General features: G+C 46.6%; 12 protein-coding genes. 6 read left to right on the top strand and 6 right to left on the bottom strand.

Annotated elements, in window-relative coordinates; all coding sequences use genetic code 11:
• Positions 1 to 70 precede the first annotated feature (70 nt).
• Positions 71 to 1,954, bottom strand: a complete 1,884-nt coding sequence (locus SFV55_RS29110; RefSeq protein ID WP_320033119.1) for a helix-turn-helix domain-containing protein — start codon at positions 1,952 to 1,954, stop codon at positions 71 to 73.
• A 209-nt stretch (positions 1,955 to 2,163) separates the two neighbouring features.
• Here SFV55_RS29110 and SFV55_RS29115 point away from each other — a divergent pair, with 209 nt between their 5' ends.
• Positions 2,164 to 3,426, top strand: a complete 1,263-nt coding sequence (locus tag SFV55_RS29115) for an erythromycin esterase family protein (protein WP_320033120.1) — start codon at positions 2,164 to 2,166, stop codon at positions 3,424 to 3,426.
• 45 nt (positions 3,427 to 3,471) lie between these two features.
• Entirely contained in the window at positions 3,472 to 4,029 is a 558-nt protein-coding gene (locus SFV55_RS29120) for an RDD family protein (protein ID WP_320033121.1), read from the top strand.
• Between the two features lie 108 nt (positions 4,030 to 4,137).
• Here SFV55_RS29120 and SFV55_RS29125 read toward each other — a convergent pair whose 3' ends face one another.
• From SFV55_RS29125 to SFV55_RS29135, 3 genes are all read right to left on the bottom strand, one after another.
• The gene (locus SFV55_RS29125) at positions 4,138 to 6,723 is read right to left on the bottom strand and encodes a M14 family zinc carboxypeptidase (protein ID WP_320033122.1); all 2,586 of its coding nucleotides are present in this window, start codon (positions 6,721 to 6,723) and stop codon (positions 4,138 to 4,140) included.
• Between the two features lie 203 nt (positions 6,724 to 6,926).
• Positions 6,927 to 7,280 carry a hypothetical protein gene (locus SFV55_RS29130; protein WP_320033123.1) on the bottom strand — a complete coding sequence of 118 codons (354 nt, stop codon included), beginning with the start codon at positions 7,278 to 7,280 and terminating at the stop codon, positions 6,927 to 6,929.
• A gap of 220 nt (positions 7,281 to 7,500) precedes the next feature.
• Positions 7,501 to 8,184, bottom strand: coding sequence for a hypothetical protein (locus tag SFV55_RS29135; protein ID WP_320033124.1), 684 nt, complete (start codon positions 8,182 to 8,184; stop codon positions 7,501 to 7,503).
• A gap of 106 nt (positions 8,185 to 8,290) precedes the next feature.
• On the opposite strand from SFV55_RS29135, the gene SFV55_RS29140 reads away from it, so the two are divergent.
• From SFV55_RS29140 to SFV55_RS29150, 3 genes are all read left to right on the top strand, one after another.
• Positions 8,291 to 9,283, top strand: a complete 993-nt coding sequence (locus SFV55_RS29140; RefSeq protein ID WP_320033125.1) for a DUF2279 domain-containing protein — start codon at positions 8,291 to 8,293, stop codon at positions 9,281 to 9,283.
• Positions 9,284 to 9,375: 92 nt separating this feature from the next.
• Positions 9,376 to 11,412, top strand: coding sequence for a glycoside hydrolase family 65 protein (locus SFV55_RS29145; protein ID WP_320033126.1), 2,037 nt, complete (start codon positions 9,376 to 9,378; stop codon positions 11,410 to 11,412).
• Between the two features lie 13 nt (positions 11,413 to 11,425).
• Complete coding sequence (locus SFV55_RS29150) at positions 11,426 to 12,760, top strand: vanadium-dependent haloperoxidase (RefSeq protein ID WP_320033127.1); 1,335 nt, start codon at positions 11,426 to 11,428, stop codon at positions 12,758 to 12,760.
• 92 nt (positions 12,761 to 12,852) lie between these two features.
• On the opposite strand, the gene SFV55_RS29155 is transcribed toward SFV55_RS29150, so the two are convergent.
• Together SFV55_RS29155 and SFV55_RS29160 are read right to left on the bottom strand one after the other, a co-directional pair.
• Entirely contained in the window at positions 12,853 to 13,599 is a 747-nt protein-coding gene (locus SFV55_RS29155; protein WP_320033128.1) for an acyl-[acyl-carrier-protein] thioesterase, read from the bottom strand.
• A gap of 29 nt (positions 13,600 to 13,628) precedes the next feature.
• Positions 13,629 to 19,106 (bottom strand): T9SS type A sorting domain-containing protein, encoded by a 5,478-nt coding sequence (locus SFV55_RS29160; RefSeq protein WP_320033129.1) that lies wholly within the window; start codon positions 19,104 to 19,106, stop codon positions 13,629 to 13,631.
• Between the two features lie 305 nt (positions 19,107 to 19,411).
• On the opposite strand from SFV55_RS29160, the gene rpsL reads away from it, so the two are divergent.
• Positions 19,412 to 19,681: 30S ribosomal protein S12 (gene rpsL / locus SFV55_RS29165; RefSeq protein ID WP_320033130.1), on the top strand; the 270-nt coding region annotated here is incomplete at its 3' end.

The following is a 19,681-nucleotide window of genomic DNA, read 5'->3' on the forward strand; positions in this document are numbered from 1 at the left end:
ATGGCGGCAGCGGCTGTAGTGGCGGTAGCGGCTGCGGCGGCGGTGGTTGTGGTGGCGGAGGTTGCGGAAGCTAAACCTTCACCGACTGGAAAAACTCACTTGGCGACTGGTTGGTGATTTTTTTAAAAGAACGATTGAACGCCGTTTTGGAGTTGAACCCTACTTCAAAAGCAATGCTCAACAAGGTGTAGTGCTGGAAGTGTGGGTCTTCCATCCGGCGTTTGAACTCCTCGATGCGGTAGCCATTGATGAAGTCAAAAAAATTGACATCGTACCCTTCGTTGATGACTTTAGACAACAAATAAGGCGGTAGTTTGAGCATACCAGCCAGTTCGTTGAGGGTCAGTTTGGGGTTGGTGTAGGGTTTGTGCTGGCTCATGTAACTTTCAATCTGCTGTTTGAGGCGCTGTAAATGATCTTCACCGATGTCTTCACTTTTCTTCTCACTCAAGTGACCTGCTTTTACCTCTTCGATGGGCAATTCAGGAGTGGTATTGAAGAGTGAGACGGGCTGCGCCACTTTAAAAATTTCGGGCTGATGAATGGCAAAATAACCCAACAAGTGGGGAATGATGGAGAAAATGAGCCAAACAAGGTCGCCGCTTCTTTCCGTAAACAACCAAATTTCGGTTTCATTGATCGAACCAATTCCGGCTACAATCAAAGTAAAAGCCCAAATGATCAAACAAATGCCCATGATGATCAGCACCGTCATCAAAAAATGCAGGTTTTCTTCAAAAGAATAACTACGCTGTGACTGCTTGCGGTAAGTTTGAATGGCATGCAAGCAAAGGTAAGTGTAAAAGGCGTTGGAAACCCACCCCAATACCGACACGGTATGAACGGCCCACCAGCCCTTGGCATCATGGCTGACTACATCTACTTTCAGCGCGGCCACCTCGGCCAGAAGGAAAGGCGTGTAGGCCAATATTTGTAAGGCACTGGGGATAAAATGAAACAAAACCCGGGGCGAAAATTTGTCACTTTGAAACAAAAGTCGACGTACATACAAGTAAAAGGCCGGTGGATAGGCCAACAATAAAAAATCGGGAACAAACTGCAAAAAGGGAAAAACCTGCGCAATGTCCCGCTGGTTGCCCACCGTACGGATCAAAAGCATACAAGACACAAAAAACAGCAGAAAAACCAACCAGCGATTGGCCTTGCGGTTGAAATCCTGAATGGTTGGAATGGCCAAAACCAGCAAAAAACCTTGCAAAGCCGCAAACAAAATGATGATGTCGTACCAGGCAAAGGCCAATAAATTGCCCGACCCCGATAAATCCTCCCAGGTGGCAATTTCAAACTCCAGGGGCTGATTGGCCTTGATTTGGCTGCGAAATAAAACCCGATTGGGTCGCATGCGCCCATTTTCTTGCCCTTCCACCGACTCCCAGGTGCCACGAGTAAATTTGAATTCGATACGTTCCAACTCCGTTGAAAAATTGACTCGGTAGGTGCCATTGGGCTGGCGGTACAGGCGGTGCGCTTCATCGCGCGGATTCCAGTTGTTGAAGTTTCCCACGAGGTAGAGGGTGGCATCGTGGGGCGTATTGGTCGGGATTTGTTTGATGACCATTTGGTAAAAAGCCCTTTTCTCCCAACCTACTACTTCAATTTGGACCAGCTGTTGTTTTGAGGAAAAATCGTACTTGCGGCTGGGGATAAAGGCGCCCGTGGAATCTCCCTCAACGTAGGCCCAACTGCCTTGAGTGATCTTGTATTCAAAATGCAAAAATGCCTGATCCAGCTCAATGTAGTACAAATCCGGGGACTGCTGACTAAGCTTGAATACGGGATCTCCCGGATTCCAATTGTTGAAACTAGCAGCCAGATACAGCCCGGACTCTGGCAAGGGTAGGGGAGCACCAACCCTCACCTCAAGGCGGATTTTTGCCAACGCAACTGCGCTGCAACTCAGCAATAGAAGGGTTAGGAAGCCTACTCTTTTCATAGTTGGGACTGTTGAGCGAAAGATAGGGAATTGTTGGGGGAATTTTAATAGATTGAAAATCCCTTTTGGGCCATTGATGTTTATTTCAAAGACCCCCATTCAATACCAAATGTTGAGCAACTAAACCCAAAGTTGTTTGTCTCTCTTTAAGGAATATTGCAATATTTTTGTGTAATAGCAGTCCGAATTAATGGAAACTACTCAATTTTATGAAAAAGAAGATCTTGCTTTTGCTGTTAAGTTGGTTGATGGGAAAAATGGGATCCGCTCAAAACAATGAGGCCTTATTTAAACGATGGGAAAGTTACCTCGACAAAAAAGCTGATCCGATTGAATTGACCCAGGATACCAGTTTTGAAGATTTAAAAGGACTAAAAAAAGCCCTGCTTGGTAAACGAATAATCCTTTTAGGAGAATTTAACCATGGCAGCAAGGAGGTCAATCTGCTCAAAAACCGCATCATTCAATACCTACATCAAAAATTGGATTACAAAGTGCTGCTTCTGGAATCGGGGATAGGGGAGGTTAACACCCTCAACCACAATCGATCGGTTTTGGCCGTGGAAAACATGATTTACCGCCTGACTGGCCCCTGGCAAAGTGAAGAGTTTGTATCGCTAATGGGCTATGCCCAAAAAAACGAAGACTTGGTTTTAGGTGGTTTTGATCCACAAAAAAGTGGAGGCTCATTTGCTCCTTTTTTTCAGCAAAAATTCGGGAAAATTGGCCCTCAATTGAGCAAGCTGCTGAGTGAAACGGAGACTCAAAACCAAAGCTTTGTGCGCGACATTCAAAGGGTTGAATTGACCCCGGTCCATTTCTTAAAACGAGACAGCATCATTCAGGCTTATCAAGAAATTTTACAGTCCATGCAAGCGCATCAGCCCCAATTTATGTTGGACAAAAAAGCAGAAACGGACTTCATGGTCATTCAAAAATCCATCGAAAATCGGATTGCCTACCTATACTATTTCACAACTTACAAAAAACAATTGCGGCAACGCTGGGCTGCCCGCGATTCAATCATGGCCGCTAATGTCCTCTGGTACGCTAAAGAACTGTACCCTCAGGAAAAAATCATCATTTCGGCCCACAATTACCACATTTCCAAGTACAATGAAAAAGAACTGGTGATGGGGGAAATTTTGAAGGCTGCATTGCCCAATGATCTGTACACCATCGGTTTTTTTGCTGGCCAAGGCTCCTTTGCCAACAATGCCCGAAAAACGGAAAACCTGAGTCCCGCTACAGGAGCTAAGGACATTAAAGCGATAGTGTCCAAACTCAAAACCGAGGCGGTATTTTTTGATTTCCCAAACAAAATCAAGCAACAACGCAGCTGGCTGGATGACAACCTCACCGTTAGTGATACTTTTATTGATTTGGACAATACCCCCACCATGCTGATTGGGAAATGTTTTGATGGCCTTTTTTTGCTGAAAAATATTACTCCAGCGGTTTATAAAAATTAAATAGAATTGAAAGAACCAATATAAATTGAACAAAAAATAAAAAACATGCCAAACACCATACCCAAAACCACTACCCTCAACCTCATCCTCAGCAGAATTGCGGCTGCTTTACTCGACTATTGCTTCGTCATCGGCTACGCCATTCTGCTCTTTGGGCTGGTGGGTTTGTTATTTGGTTTTGAAAAAATGGGAAGTATGGAATTCAGCCCGGCTGCTGGTCAGTTGATCGCTTTTTCAACGCTTACCTTGCCCGTGTTTTTGTATTTTTTTCTCCAGGAAAAAAGCGGCAAAAAAGCGACCATTGGCAAACGGGCTTTGCGGCTTCAGGTGGAAATGATTAACAATGGCTCCAGTTGTACCCAGGGAATTTTGATCCGCACTGCATTGAAATTATTGCCTTGGGAAATTGCGCATTGGGGAGTCCAATGGCTGGCGTTTTATATCAAAAAAGAGATGGAGCCCCCGATTTGGGTATGGATACTATTGGTCGTACCGCAGGTTGTGGCTTTTTTTTATTTCGTCAGCATGTTGTATACCCGAGGAACTTTGAGCCTTTATGATGCAATAGCGGGCACGAAGCTGGTAAAACAGGTTGTAAAATGAGGTGTAATAATTGCTAAGGTGTCCCTTTGGTGCCTTATATTTCTTAGGTGGTGAAAAAAAAATATGCTCACCACCTAAGAAACCCAAGACACTAAATGGCCACCTTAGTTACTCCCTCCGCTCCGACTCCAACCCCGCACCATTCACCAAATTCCCAAAAAACAGTGCATTCAAAAACAACCGATTTGTCCCATACCAATGCGCCCGGAAATTTGGATTATCCGCCATATAAATCACCCGACCAGCGCCCGTACCACTGACCACGATTCCCGCAGAACCCTTCACAATGTCGGTATATTTGCGGTTCAGGTAACCTGCCAGCAGGGGGCTGGAAGTATAGACCAGTGGCGACGCATACGGGTTTTTGGATTTTTCCATAAACACCTCGCCATCGCGGAATACCGGCATTTTGCTGCGTTTTAGGCCAAAAGCCAAGGGGTGGCTCAGGTCCAATTCCGCTTCAAAAATAGTCCCGGGGATTTCCTGTGCACCCAGGTCGTCGGCAATTTCGCCATAAGGGCGGCGGCCACTTTGCTCCGGATTTTTGAATTCTTTAAACGTGGTGAAGCCAATACCCTGGTTCTTCAGCCAGGTCACTGCCCTTTGAATGCCGATGAGGGTGCCGCCCGCGTTGACCCATTCTTTCAGTTTGGCGACTCCAGCTGCATTGATGGTTTGGAAGGTACCATCCCCCAGCACAATTACGTTGTAGCGGCTGAGGTTGGAGCGGGCTATGTCGTCGGCTTCCACTTTGGATACGGCCATGTCGAAACGGGTATCCAGCAGGTGCCAGGCTTCACCGGCGGTGCTTGGTATCATCCCTTCACCCACCACAATCATGACCTTGGGTTGGCGCAGGGTAAGGAAATTGTTGCTCCCCAAATCGATACCCTCGGTCGTAAAGCCCGTGCTAACCGCGTCGATGTGTACATTCAGCTCTTTAACAATTGCCGTCACCCACCCGTGGATTTCGGTCGGGGTAGCACTTTGATTTTGTACCGGAATCATCACCGTGCCCATGTCGTACTTTTTACCCTGCAAGGTGATGGGCTGCATGCCAACCTTGGTGCGCAAGCCTTTGCTCTGCAAAAACTGGAGCGCACGAGGCGCGTAGTAATCTTCCCATTCCAGCATGTAGGCATAGTTGCTTAGTGCGGGTGGGCTTACGGGCGTGCGCTCGGGCTTGGGACCCGTTATTTTTGCCCCCATTACATTGGCTGCGGTACCTTTTTTGGGCAAAGCTGCATAAGGCACATTGAAGGCCAGGGGCAGGGCCCAACTGGAAATGTCGTAAAAAATACTGTCTTCAAAGCTGGTCGTGGTTTCAAAAATACCCCGGATCAGGCGGTATTGTTTTTGTTCCAAAGGCACCACAAAGGCCTGATTGGGCTCAAAAGTTTTTCCGTCCACCGTGATTTTGCTGCCCAAATGATACATTTCGATATCCTGGCGTCGAATGATTTCAAACAAGCGGTCGGTACGCGCTTGATCGTGGGGATCGCCGAACACAAAGCCCATCCGACTGTCATTGCGGGCTTCCTGGATGGCCGATTGGAAGAAGTTTTTTTGGTGCTCCAACAACTCTTGCTTGAGTTCCACTGCCGCTTTTTGGGTGGAAAGGGCAGTACGCACCTGATTGCGAATGGTGAACGGAAAAGTGAGCAGACCATTGGCTGTTTCCTGCACATGGCCCCGCGAGCTGGCTTGTTCAAACAGGATACCAATACAACCTTGCACATCGGGGAAGGTGGAACCTTTGCCGTAATAAAAGTCGTCGTAGCCTTCCTGCGAAAAATACAAGGAACCAATCTCATCCAGGTATTTGGTGTGGTATTGCCCAATTTTGATGGTCAACTCCTGGTTTTGTTTGGGTGTGATGGGATTTACGCGGGTACTTACCCCTGGCATGAAGAAGAAAGAGGAGTTGGAACCCATTTCGTGGTGATCGGTCAGGATATTGGGCTTCCACTCGTGGAATATTTTGGCGCGCCCCCGTGATTCAGGATGCGCCCCGGAGAGCCAGTCGCGGTTGAGGTCAAACCAGTAGTGGTTGAAACGGCCGCCGGGCCAGGCCTCGCTGTACTCCCGGTCCTGAGGGTCGGCAGTGAGGTGGCGATTCCGGTGTTGATTGGCCCAGGTGGAAAAGCGGTGGAAACCATCGGGGTTGAAACAGGGATCAAAAATGATAATTACCTCGTTGAGCAGTTTTTCAATTTCTGGACTCTGTCCAGCGGCCAGGTAATAGGCCACCAGGGCGGCGGCATTGCCCCCGCTGGACTCATTGCCATGGATGGAAAAACCCTGGTAAACGACCAGCGGTGTGGTTTTTAAATCAACCCGTTCGGCCTCAGCAGGGTTGCTGACTTGTAGGTGTTTGGCTTTTAAGTCCGCCAGATTTTGGTGATTGCGCTCGGAAGTAATGGCAATGTACACCAAAGGGCGCCCTTCGTAGCTGCGGGCGTATTCGGTGAGTTTGAAGCGGGGTGACAGCTCGGCCAATTTGCGCATGTAGGCCAATTGTTGGTCGTGGCTGATGTGCCATTCTCCGATCTGATACCCCAGATAGGCTTCAGGGGTGGGAATTTTAGGGTCGTAGCTGATCTGCGGAAGGTAATACGACAAGGGTTGTTTGTCCTGCGCAAAGCCCAGGTATGAGTACAGCAAACCCAGGATAAGTATCCATTTTTTGCTCATAATTTGGTTTGTTTAGAAGTGTTGAGATGAAAAAAAAGCGGCTAGTTTATCGCACACAAACTAACCGCTTCCAAAAACCAAAAATAACAAAACTCAAATGAGCAACATGGAATACTTAATGATTCAATAATGTCTGATGGCTTTATGAAGATGATAAACCGCTCTTTGGCGACAGATAACTTGCTGCGCCTAGTCTCGATTCATCAATCAGCCGCAATTTTGGAACACAAAATCGAATTTTGATCAACGACCAGTACCTGGCGCAGGCTACCATTGCCCTGCTTCACACGCAGGATGTAACGGCCTTTGGGCAGCTTATTCAGGTTGAGGCGGGCGCTATAGCCATTGTGGTCATTGATGACTTGTTCGTGAAAGGTTTCACGGCTGTCGAGGCTTTCCAGCGTGAGTACCGTTTTTTCCTTTTGCAAATTGGCCAGTTGAACAATGAGGGCGCGTTCATCTACTCTGGTGCTCAATAGCACATTTTCAATCGGCAGAGTAGCAAGCAGTTGCAGCATAGGCAAAGCTAGCGCTAAGGACATTAATAGACGCTTCATAATATCAGGTTTAAATGTTAAAAAGGGCAACGACAAGGGTGAATTGGCGTTGCCATGTCGGGTAAACTTCTTATCAGCAAAGACGAGAATAGAGGGAAAAGAGTTGCTCGAAAAAGTGTTAAAATTGGCTTTGCTAGATGAAAAGCCATTTTTTGGTGACCAAATGGCCGAATGCTGGTATGAAATTGTAGCAGCTGGTTTTTAGGTTTTTTTTAGGTATTTACTTTTTGACGAGTTCAAAGCGAAAACGCATGGACATCACCGTAGTTGAACTTAAGGGATTGCCCCGTTGAATGCCGTAAATGTGCTCATAGCTACCTTCTTCTACCATGCCATAATAGTCCAGGTCTTTTTGGTCCAGTTCCTCCGCCTCCAGGATCTTTCCCAGGGTGCAGTTCATGATGCTTGCCATTTTTTCAGCTTTGCTACGGGCTTTGTTGTACAGTTTTTCAAACAGATTTATTTCATCGTTTTGAACAGGAGGGTAAATTTTATCCCCAATGTTGCCTTCTACATAATTCAATTGTCGCAACAAGATGAGTAGGTTGTCCAGCTCGGTTTTGTTGTTGACCTTGATTTTAAAAATAGAAAAAGGCATCTCCTCCTGCGAAATCGCATAGGTTTCGTCCCTGTTTAGGGTGTATTTCACTTTATTGGCGTCTAAAAATTGCTTTAGTTGCCCTTCATTTTCCTTGATGCGCGAGCGCATGACCTTGCGTTGGGCTTCAAAATCGCGGTCAAGGTCGTATTCTCCATTCTCGGGGTTCACCCGCAGATGGTATTCCATGGAAGTAGGTTGGCGTTCCAGGGATTCACTTACTTTTACATCCAGATAAGCAGGTAATTGGGCCATGAGCCCATATACACAAGTGAAGAGGCAGAGCGATAGGATCAGTTTTTTCATGTTGCGTTAGGTATTGATGCGTTTTGAAAAGACGTTTATCTTGCAAACGTGTACAAACAAACTTTTGTACCAAAATTAATAAACAAGTGCTCAAAAAGTTACACTCATGCGAATTACCCTGATGCTATTTTTTTGCCTGACCTTCATCAATGGTTTTTCGCAGGAAAAAAAGGCCTGGCAGTGGCTGGAACCCTCCGATACTTTTAATGCCAAACGCACCCGTTTGTTGGGCATTGGCGGGGCGGCGGCCTACGGGGTTGCCTCGGTAGGGCTGTATTCCATATGGTACCGGGATTACGAACTGGGGCCTTTCCATTTTTTCAACGACAAGTTTGGCAACAACGACGAATGGGAAAAGGTGGACAAAGCCGGGCACGTGATTACGGCTTACGCGGAAAGTTACCTGGCTTTCCAGGGTATGCGCTGGGCAGGGGTGAAACACAAACCTGCGGTATGGATTGGTGCCGGGGTGGGCACCATTTTGCAGGGCACCGTTGAGGTAATGGATGGTTTTTCGGCAGGTTGGGGCTTTTCAAAAATGGATTTTTTGGCCAATACCATCGGCGTCACTGCCTTTGCCACTCAAGAGTTCTTGTGGAAAGAACAACGCATGATGTTCAAGGTGTCGAATACCCGGCCCAATTACCCCAGTACCCTCATTCCGGGCAATAAGGGTGGTCCTCCACTTACGGTACGCCAAATTGCGCATGGCCTCTACGGGGATAACTACCTGGAGGCCTTTATTAAGGACTACAACGGCATGACCGTCTGGGCTTCGATTAATCCATCCTCTTTTTTAAAACTATCTGAAACCAGTCGTTTTCCCCGCTGGCTCAACGTTGCCGTTGGTTTCGGTGCTGATGGGGTGTTTGGGGCCTACGGCAATGTGTATACCGATGCCAATGACAGTTATAGCCTGACCAATATCCCCCGGGAAAAGGAGTATTACCTCTCATTGGATGTCGATTTGCGTCGGATTCGAACCCGCAGCCCGCTGTTGCGTACGGTTTTCCAGGGCTTATCCTTTATCAAAATACCTGCTCCAACGCTGGAAATGAGTTCGATTGGCAAGCCCAAGTTTCATTTCTTTTATTGGTGACAAAAATTACCATCCCTAGATGGATGATTTATTATAGATTTGCTCAATCCCGAATTTTACCCCATAATAATTGGAATCAATAATATGAAACAATGAAACGATTAGCACTTATTTTGTTCTGTACTGGATTTGGTCATTTGACCTGGTCCCAAAACCTGGCCGATTCGCCCTGGCATGTTCAAGCCAGGAACATTGATCCAAGCAAGTATTTTGGTGTAACTGTCGCCAACGGGATGGTCGGTTTGGTCTCTTCTCCTGAGCCTATGCGCGTCAAAGACGTGGTGCTCAACGGGGTTTACGATTATTACCAGCGGGGCCGGGTATCCAACATCCTCAAAACGTTCAACCACATCAACATGAATCTGGATGTGGATGGTCGCCGGATGGGTCGCGCCGACATCAGCAATTACCAGCAAACCCTGGACATGCAGAAGGCGGAGCTGAGCACTACTTTTGAAGTGGGGGATAAGCTGAGCGTCAAACACACTCTGATGTCTTTGCGTCACTTGCCATTTACCGCCATGAGCATCGTAGAATTCCGGGCCAAAAAAGACCTCACCATCACCCCGATGAGCGTCATCGAAGCGCCTGATCACCTCAGCGATGTACGCAATTACTACAGCGAAATCGATCGACCCCATGTCACCATTCCTTTGATGACTTCCGTAGCGAATAGCCCGAGTGGCAAACTCAAAGTGGCGGCATCCACCAGTTTTGTTTTTGAGGAAGCACACGGACAAGAGCCCCGGATCATCCACGAGGACTGGGATTACAATATGCACCTGGCCAAGTTTTCCAAAAAACTCAAAGCGGGTGAAACCTATCGTTTTGCGCTGGTGGGTTCAGCGGTATCCTCCGCTCATTTTCAGGATCCCCAAAATGAAGCGGAACGCCTCACCATTTTTGCCAAACTGGAAGGAACTTCCCGCTTGCTGAAACGCCATGAAGCGGAATGGGCCAAGCTTTGGGAAAGTGACATCATCATTGAAGGTGATCTGGAGTCACAGCGGGCCGTGCGTTTTGCCGTATACCACCTTTACTCCTTTGCCAGAGAGGGCACTGCATATAGCCTTTCGCCGATGGGTTTGTCGGGTTTGGGCTACAACGGACACGTTTTTTGGGACACCGAGCTCTGGATGTATCCTCCCGTACTGATGTTGCAACCCAACATCGCCCGCTCCTTACTGGATTACCGCTTTGAACGACTGGAAGCCGCCAAACGCAACGCTTTTTCACATGGCTACAAAGGGGCGATGTATCCCTGGGAATCCAGTGCGGATGGCTCGGAAGATACACCCGTATGGGCACTCACCGGGCCTTTTCAGCACCACATCACCGGGGACATTGCCTGGGCCAACTGGAAATATTACCAGGTGACCAAAGACAAACTTTGGTTGCGCGAACGGGGCTGGCCCGTGATCAAGGCTGCTGCCGAGTTTTGGGCCAGCCGGGTAGAACGCAACGGCCCCGGCAAATACGACATCAACAACGTCATCGGAGCCAACGAATGGCAAGAGAACATTGACAATAATGCCTTTACGAATGGAATGGCCATTACTTCTCTGCGCATTGCCAACCAGACTGCCAGAGAGTTGGGCCTGACGCCAGATCCAGACTGGGAGCATGTTGCGCAAAACATCCCCATTCTCAAGTTCCCGGACGGCACAACCAAAGAGAACGCTACCTACGATGGCGCCATCATCAAACAGGCCGACGTGAATTTGTTGTCCTTTCCTCTGGATATCATCAAGGATGAAGCCAGTATCCGCAAGGATTTGACCTACTACGAACCCCGCATGGCTCCTGATGGCCCCGCGATGGGCGGGTCGGTATTGGCGGCCTTGTACGGTCGCCTGGGTGATGCCGAAAAAGCTTACCAGATGTTCAAAAAAAGTTACCAACCCAACCAGGTGCCTCCTTTTGGGGTATTGGCAGAAACAGCAGGTGGTACCAATCCCTATTTTGCCACCGGAGCCGGGGGAATGTTGCAAGCCATCCTGGCGGGTTTGGGCGGCTTGGACATCACTGATCAAGGCATTGTGCAATTAAAAACCAAACTGCCGAAGGCCTGGAAGTCGCTGACTTTGAAGGGCGTTGGGGCGGAAAAAAAGACCTTTGTGGTTAAATGAAACTTACTTAAACATGAAACATACTTACATTTTGTTATGCAGTCTTGCATTTGGAATGTTGGCCTGTCAAAAAGACTATGACCAGGCTGAAGCCGAAAACCCCGAGTACCTACACCGCTCGGTTTACGCTTTGAATGAAATCATCATTCACGATATTTTTTCGCCGCCCGTGGCTAGCCGGATTTACGCTTATTCCAGTCTGGCTGGTTTTGAAGCGGGGCGCCATGCAGATTCAAGCACCCAGTCTTTGGCTGGACAAATCCCTTGGCTGACTCAGTTCCCTCAGCCTGAAGCAGGCCAGGAGTATTGTTTCCCCCTAGCAGGAGTACATGCCTTTTTGACGGTGGGCAAAGCTTTGACCTTTTCAGAAGACATGATGGATGAGTTCAGGGAAGGGCTTTATGCGGAATGGAAGAAAAAATCGGGCATTCGCAAAGAGGTATTCGACCGCTCGATTGCCTATGGGACTGCCGTTGGTCAGGCTGTGATCGAGCACACTAAGAAGGACAATTACAAGGAAACCCGGACTTTCCCTAAGTTTACGGTAGATGAAAGTGACCCAGAGCGCTGGCAACCTACCCCGCCCGATTACAAGGACGCTGCTGAGCCGCACTGGAGCAAAATCCGGCCATTTACCCTGGATTCGGCTGGCCAGTTTTTGCCACCACCGCCACCCAAATTTGACACCAGCAAAGGCAGTTTGTTTTACAAAACGGTAGAAGAGGTGCTTTATGCGCTGGATGGAGCTGACCGTGCAGAACGGGAGGAAATTGCTTACTTCTGGGACGACAACCCTTTTGTATCCCACCACGCAGGCCACGTGATGTTTGCAGATAAAAAGGTTACTCCCGGTGGACACTGGATGAACATTGCCATGTTGGCTTCACGCATGGAAAAGGCAGATTACGCTAAATCTTCGGAAGCTTATTTGTATACGGCCATTGGTTTGCTGGAAGGCTTCATCAGTTGTTGGCACGCCAAGTACCACTATAACCTGGTGCGCCCCGAAACCTACATCAATAAGTACATCAACCAGGACTGGCGGCCTTTCTTACAAACACCCGCATTTCCGGAACATACCAGCGGGCATAGTGTAATTTCGCGGGCTTCTTCGGAGGGTTTGACCTACGTTTTTGGAGATAACTTTGCCTTCAACGATACCACCAATGTCGAATATGGCCGAACTGCCCGGAATTTCAAGTCTTTCATCCAGGCATCAGATGAGGCGAGTATCAGCCGTTTGTATGGTGGGATTCACTACCGGCCTGCGCTGGATTTGGGCGCTGAGCAGGGGAGAAAAGTTGGACAGTGGATTCAGCAGAAGATTCGGACGAGGAGGAAGGAGTAAAGAGTGAGAAGTGATGAGTGATGAATAGGATATCACTCATCACTTTTATAGGTGGCTTCAAGATGTCCAAAGCATATCCGTTAGTGTTTGATTTACCCCCAAATCGTACGTCCCATGGCCAATACTTTTTTATCCTCATAGCGAACCAGGCGATGCAAATAAGTGAATTCATCAACTTGTTCGAACTCCGTATTGATCTCGTCATGCAAATTCCCTTCTGCTAAAAAAAGTATATCCATTCTGTAAAACTTTTGTAGGCCCACGGTTTCATCAGGTAGTGCTTCCAGCATCCACTTGACAAAATTTACGTTATTAAGGTGGTTGATAAAATCCAGATCGTAATAGCCAACCTGGTAAGTGCGATCTGCTACAGGTTTACTCATCGCGGGTAGCTGATCCAGTGCATGCGGCAAACAACTTTCCTTAGGCGGGAAATACCCCGAAAAACGCGCCAACAACTCCACTGGTATGCGACTCATCTGCCGGGTTTCAGTATTCATCAACAACCAGGTGGTACTGGCGCTGGCAATTTGTAGCCCCGCTTCATCGTACACCCTGAAATCGCGATAAGTAAACACCCGGTAGGCACCAGTAGGGTAGGAGTAGATGGAGATTTTTTCCCCCAGCAGCGGTAAACGTTGCACTTCAATACGCTTGCGGATGAGCACCCAGGCCAGTTTGTATTCCTCCAGGTCCCAAACCGAAATTTTCAGATCGAGCACCTGTTGCATGGCTGTTTCTTGCATCAGGCGGACTAATGCGGGGATGGTCAGCTGCTTGTGACAGTCGATGTCAAAGGTGCGGATGGTGTAGGATTCGAGTTGTGGCAGTGGGTTCATGGGATGAAGGTAAAGGTTTTTGTTATAAATCATTTCCCTATGAACACAATCTTCCTACTGAAAAAACCTGTACTTGTTTTCAACACCAGAGTATACATTCCAGCCTGTTGTACATCTGATTTTGAGATTTGGATTTCAGCCCAACCTTTAGCAATAGCAGGCGTCAATTCTTTTACCTGCCGCCCCATCACATCATACAGTGTAAGCCTCAGGGTGCAATCATAAGGGGCATAAATCGGCAACTTGGTGATGTCTTGAAAAGGATTGGGGCTAATGAGGCCTACAATGAATTGAACACCTTGTAAATCCACCTGATTTTTTTCCCATAAGCGTTGATCTTGTGGTGTGCTTGGGGGCTTGGTGCCAATCCGGTTTCGGTCTGGGGAATCCAATTTTAGAATAGGTTCCTGCAGGCAATCTTTAAAACTCAAGTGAAAACTATCCAATCCTGGGCTGCACTGTTGTGGAGGAACAACCGCGATACCCAGTGGTGCTCCTAAGGAAAGTAGAATAGAATCTTGGATGTATGCATCCCGGGTGCGAAGTTGAAGAATTGTATTGCGGCTAGGTTGAGTAACAAAGAGGCTCTCTTCATTCGTACTGAGGCTGAATGCACTGGCCGGACTGGTTCCTGGCACTCGGCTTAGGGCAGGATTGCTGGATTTGTGGTCAAAACTATAAACGCCTTGCGGTTGTAATGAAAGATAAGCCAAATTGCCATTGGAGGGAATCTTCATTTCGGAAGGTTCTCCACTCAAATTGAGGCGCACGTTGACAGTTCCTGAACTGGGGTCAAGGCGATAAAGCTTTTTTTGACTTTTGTTCAAAATCAGCAACTGATCATTGCCAGGATCAATAAGGCAGTCGCTGACTCCGTTGTCGAGATTAATACTTACCCTTTTTAAGAGTTTCCAGGTATGTGCATCGTATGTAACCAATTCGAATCCCAACTCACTCAATGCGTATAATTTGTTCCCATCTGCACTCAATGCAAGAGCCCCTACCGGCATCCCTGTGCTGATGTCCTCTGTAATGCTATTGCTGCGGGTGTCGATGATGGAAATGGTTGAACATTCCTTTTTACTAATAAAAATGAAGTTTCCATCCCTACTCAGTACGGCATGATTCAGGAAATAGCAGGTACTGAACGCGGGATTGAGATCGATAGTTGTCAATAAGGCATGCCGCAAAGGATCAAAAACATTGATTACCGTATTTTCTGGCGCTGCTGCATAAAGGCGACGTCCGGATGGATGCATGAGCAGGTTGGCATTTACAATAGGATTGATGGCCAGATTTAAACTATTGTTGATGTTATTTTTTTGTGCATCCAGCCAAGAGATCCAGGCAGAACCATTGTCTGATCGGTAAGCATAACTCAATTGTTCTTCAAAACTTAAGCGAAACTTAATGCTGGCACTTTTACCTCTGGCATTTAGGCTGGGACGAAACGCCGGAATGTTACCTGTCCCTTGTAAAGGCAGGCCGATGGCTTGATCAATCTCCCATTTCACCAATGAGCCTTCTGGCACCTTCCCAAAATTAATTGGATTGACAACTTGTTCCCAGCAGGGGGCCATATCTGGGATTTTATTGAGTTCGGGATTAGGCAAAATAATGATGCGGAAAGACTCGGCTTTCCCTTCACATTGGTTGAATGAGAAAGGAGTTACTACAATGGTCATGGTATCCGCTCGACCAGAGGTATTAACAGGGGTAAATGGAGGTAAATTAGTCAATCCACTTGAAACCAATCCCAAATCGGGGCGGTTATTGGTCCAGCGATAACCTGTAAAACGCACATTACTGGAAAACCCAATATTGAGGCTCGGTTCACAAGTATTGAGTGTCAAATCCGCAAGTGAACTAAGTTTGGGCCTAGCAATTACGCGTACATTGAACTCGGAGAATAAATCATCACAAAGTTCCTGATTACTCCCCTGTGCAAAAACTGAAAGTTTGATGACCGCATTTTCATCTCGGGAAGAATTCGCCTGGGTTTGAAAACTGGGGATTGAACCTTGCCCACTTGCAGGCAAACCAATGTTGGGATTAGAATTGGTCCAGCGCAAATCAAATCCACGAATATTGGTGTTGAAGTTTACACCCGGGAAAATCGTTCCTGAACATAAAGTATTGAATTGCTCTACAATCGGTAGAGTGGGGCGAGGGAATACTTTAACTTCAAACCGATGAGTATCAACTGCACAAACCTGGTCGGGGTATTTTACCCATAACTTGAAGATTCCACTATCGGGTTGTAGTCCCTCGTTGTTGGTGGTGTAGTTCAGCGGAGCAACATCAGGATTAATAGGAATCAACAAAGAAGGCTTTGAAAATTGTGCAAAAGAATAAAACGGAGGGTAGGGATTGAGGTTAGCATGCTCGTTGTGACAAAAGACCTGATCAGTTTGAGGCTGTGGTATTGCTTTTATGCGAATGAGGATATTAAACTGACGTTCTTTGCCCACACTTGAATCTTGCCCTACATTGGCTACCGGAGTTACCACAACCTTGATCAACTCCTCCTGGTCACCCCGACCCGAACCCCGGTAAGCTCGGAATGCCGGCAGGGTGTTTTCCCCGTTTTCGGCTAAATTGTAGCCAGGGTTTTCTATTACACGCCAGCGATACCTGGCTTGTGTTACAGGCCCTTTAAATTTAATGCGGGGTATAGAATCACCATAGCAGATGGTAAGGTTGGGAATTGAGTCTACGCTGGGCACTGCGAAAGGCAGCACCCGCATCTGAAAACTTTTCGAAGTGTCCTTACAAATGTTATCGGTGTTGAGCAATATTTCTCTGCTGATTTTGAAATTGGCCACTTGGGTTTGACTGTTGCTAGGATTTTGTGCTACAACGGAAGGAATATTATTGACTCCATTTACAGGCAAACCAATGCTGGGGTTGTCATTTGTCCATTTCAAACGGGTAATCTCATTGGCATAAAAGCTCAGGTTGACGGCTTGGGTTTTTGCACCTGTAGTGAGCAATTGGTCAGGAACGTCAGGGATGCCATATGCTCTGAAAGAACCAATGAAATTGTAATGCAGCTTTAAGCTCGGCATTACACATACACTATCGTTTATTTTGAAACTCGGATACAGCTTGAACTCCGATTGGTGCAGAAAGTTGTGATCCGAAATGGGCGCTTTAAAAGAAGGAATAGTCCCATACCCTGAGTTGGGGGCATCCGTATTGATGTCGCGAATTGAATCGACCTTGGCCCAACGGAAATTAAGCCCTGGATACAATTCATTGAGCGCAATACTTTTGCTCATTACTCCTGGGCAGAGGGTTTGGGTGAGGGGGAGTTCAATTTTGGGTGGTAGGGGATTCCCTCTTAGGGTTATATTAAAGGTTTGAGCTTCACTTTCGCATTCGTCATAATCCATCAAGAGGATTTTTTTAGCCGAAGTAAAATACTGATCTTGAATTAGGGTATCTCGATAAGTATCCAGATATGAGATCGGATAAGTGTTGAGGTAGATTAAATCTCCCCGGTAGTTGGGAAATAATTCATAAGCACTACCAATGGGGACTTGACCTTGTACGTTTATATCTGGGTAAATTATGGTGTCCAGGGCACGTTTGGCGAGATTTACAGCTGTAATGCGAATGGGATAAGCACTGCCATCATAGATGTATAATTTGTTCACGGCTTTTGCGTTAGCATAGAACTTGATACCAGGCCTTACCCCAAAACGTGCCACTATACGTTTACTGGTGAAATCCCACAAACCAATATTTAGTGAATCCAAAAAACGAAGGGATAAACCCGTCCCATCAGGAAAAGGTAACATAGATTCAATACGACCGGGTAAGGTGATGGTTTCGATTGCAGTTAAGGTTTGTGCATTCAGAACGAGTAGCGTAGTTTGACCGCGTAGGGCAAAGTAGAGTTTTTGACCATCTGAACTAAGTGCGCTACATCGAATGGTGGCTCGCAAATTGTTTTGGCTCTCTACTTGATTACTTGTGGTACTGATTTTATAAACCAAGCCCTGAGTCTGGTTAATAGCATAAAGTGAATTTCCATCTCCACTGATTATCAGTGTATCTGCGGGAGTCGTTAGCGGAATTTCACCGTACTTAGGCCGCAACCAAGCGAAATGAGGCTGGGGAATTATTTTGATTTTAGAGACCTTGGCATTGGCAGCATACAATACCGTACTTTTGGGATTTACTACGGGTATATCGCTGTTGCTTAATACATCAAAATAATTGGAACCCCATTCGTTATTATAATCCATAAACCATAGCTCTGGTACTAGACTTGCTGAAACCTCTACATTGGCTGATAAAGACTCTTTACCTTGGTGAACCAAAAATTTTGAAGGTATATCGCCAATTCCTTGAGTCGGTAATCCGGGTAGACTTGGCTTCATTGTCCAGCGGTGCTCAATCCGGTATTCTCTTCCTGGAAAAGTAATGGGGTTGCTGTAAGCACCGTTGCAAAACCAGCGATCTTCGATAGGTTTAATCTCCACCTTAGGTCGGTGTATAAAATAAAAAGCGCTTTTTTCAGACCTACATTGGCCACTGGCTTCAGCTTGAAACTCAATCCAATTTGCACCTGGTTGTCTTGTGTCGACTACATAAGAAGGGAACGCTAAGCGTCCAGTATCAGCAGGAATTCCAGTAGGTACCCAACCTACTGCCTTCCAGCGTAAGGTATAAGGGCCATCATGGATCACAATTGGTTCGATCGGCTGAGTAGTATCTCCATAGCAAACTATTTGTGGGCTAGGTGGCATCTGGATTCTGGGTTGTTTAACATGGGTAACTTTAATCGTAAAGGTATTGGGACTGATTGGGCAAACATTTCGACCGTCTCTAGCAACGGCTTGTACGGTAATGGTGGCAACCTGGTCTTGTCCTGTTTGATTGCTGGCTACAAAACTTGGAATCAGGTTTTTACCCGTAGCAGGCAAGCCAATATTGGGGTTGTTGTTGGTCCATACCTGGTCGTAAACCAATTCATGCTCACTACCAAGTTGGATTGGCACATTTGTTTGGCCGTTACACAAGATGGTATTGTCCCAACGACCAGATCCACTAGTCTCTCGGTAAAGAATGGTAAAAAAAGCATAAGGTAAGGGCTGACAATTTGAAGTTTCGGCAGGAAACTGGTCCAATAATGCATGAATTTCAAAAGTTTGCCCTCCAACGTATCCAAAATGATTTGCTGGTAATGCTACACGATGGAAAGTGGCTTCATATAAAGTATCATTGATTTTTGAAAAAGGGATATCAGGATAAACTTGTGTTCCAGAATGATATAGGCCATAATCTTGACCACGGTAGCCAGGTAGCAGTGCCAACCTTACCCTATAGGCATCTATATTGGAGTACACCTTAACATTGCGCAAAGTATCGCCATAACAAACGGCTGTATCACTGAAAGAAAACCAAAGTCTGGGGCAAAAATTTCTACTTTGGCCAGTAAGTGATGTAAAACAGGATACAGAAAATACAATAAAATAGATGAGTTGTAGCTTTTTCATTGGCAGTATTGTTTTGGGATTGAAATTAAGATGCATGTAATTTTTGGTGATACTCAAAAATACAACCATATTGTTAAATATTAGCCTGCAAAATTTGAATCTGCAAAAAATTAACACAGTGGCTGAAATCAAAACATCGATGAATTATTTTTCAAAAACCATTTGGTTATTCCCACGAATCATTGTACATTTGCACTCGCTTTTCGGGGAAAGGTCTATCTATTCCCTCCAAAAGCCCGTAATTGATTCTCCGCGAAGCAATTCGTGGAGAAGTTCACAAAGGATTTTTTAAACGAAAACAGGATATGCCTACTATTAACCAACTGGTACGCAACGGCAGAGAAAAAGTGGTTGTCAAGAGTAAGTCCCGCGCCTTGAACGCATGCCCTCAAAAGCGTGGTGTTTGTACGCGTGTGTACACAACGACTCCGAAGAAACCAAACTCCGCTTTGCGTAAGGTGGCTAAGGTACGTATGGTGAATGGCATCGAGGTGATTGCTTACATCCCGGGTGAAGGCCACAACCTGCAAGAACACTCTATCGTGCTGGTGCGCGGTGGTCGTGTAAAAGACTTG

The sequence above is a fragment of the Haliscomenobacter sp. genome, assembly GCF_033763495.1.
Taxonomy (GTDB): Bacteria; Bacteroidota; Bacteroidia; order Chitinophagales; family Saprospiraceae; genus Haliscomenobacter.

What these genes read in the sequence shown, in the direction of transcription:
- SFV55_RS29110 (WP_320033119.1), bottom strand. Translation starts at nt 1,954, where the DNA reads ATGAAAAGAGTAGGCTTCCTAACCCTTCTATTGCTGAGTTGCAGCGCA.
- SFV55_RS29140 (WP_320033125.1), top strand. Translation starts at nt 8,291, where the DNA reads ATGCGAATTACCCTGATGCTATTTTTTTGCCTGACCTTCATCAATGGT.
- SFV55_RS29120 (WP_320033121.1), top strand. Translation starts at nt 3,472, where the DNA reads ATGCCAAACACCATACCCAAAACCACTACCCTCAACCTCATCCTCAGC.
- SFV55_RS29145 (WP_320033126.1), top strand. Translation starts at nt 9,376, where the DNA reads ATGAAACGATTAGCACTTATTTTGTTCTGTACTGGATTTGGTCATTTG.
- SFV55_RS29155 (WP_320033128.1), bottom strand. Translation starts at nt 13,599, where the DNA reads ATGAACCCACTGCCACAACTCGAATCCTACACCATCCGCACCTTTGAC.
- SFV55_RS29135 (WP_320033124.1), bottom strand. Translation starts at nt 8,184, where the DNA reads ATGAAAAAACTGATCCTATCGCTCTGCCTCTTCACTTGTGTATATGGG.
- SFV55_RS29115 (WP_320033120.1), top strand. Translation starts at nt 2,164, where the DNA reads ATGAAAAAGAAGATCTTGCTTTTGCTGTTAAGTTGGTTGATGGGAAAA.
- SFV55_RS29125 (WP_320033122.1), bottom strand. Translation starts at nt 6,723, where the DNA reads ATGAGCAAAAAATGGATACTTATCCTGGGTTTGCTGTACTCATACCTG.
- SFV55_RS29130 (WP_320033123.1), bottom strand. Translation starts at nt 7,280, where the DNA reads ATGAAGCGTCTATTAATGTCCTTAGCGCTAGCTTTGCCTATGCTGCAA.
- SFV55_RS29160 (WP_320033129.1), bottom strand. Translation starts at nt 19,106, where the DNA reads ATGAAAAAGCTACAACTCATCTATTTTATTGTATTTTCTGTATCCTGT.
- SFV55_RS29150 (WP_320033127.1), top strand. Translation starts at nt 11,426, where the DNA reads ATGAAACATACTTACATTTTGTTATGCAGTCTTGCATTTGGAATGTTG.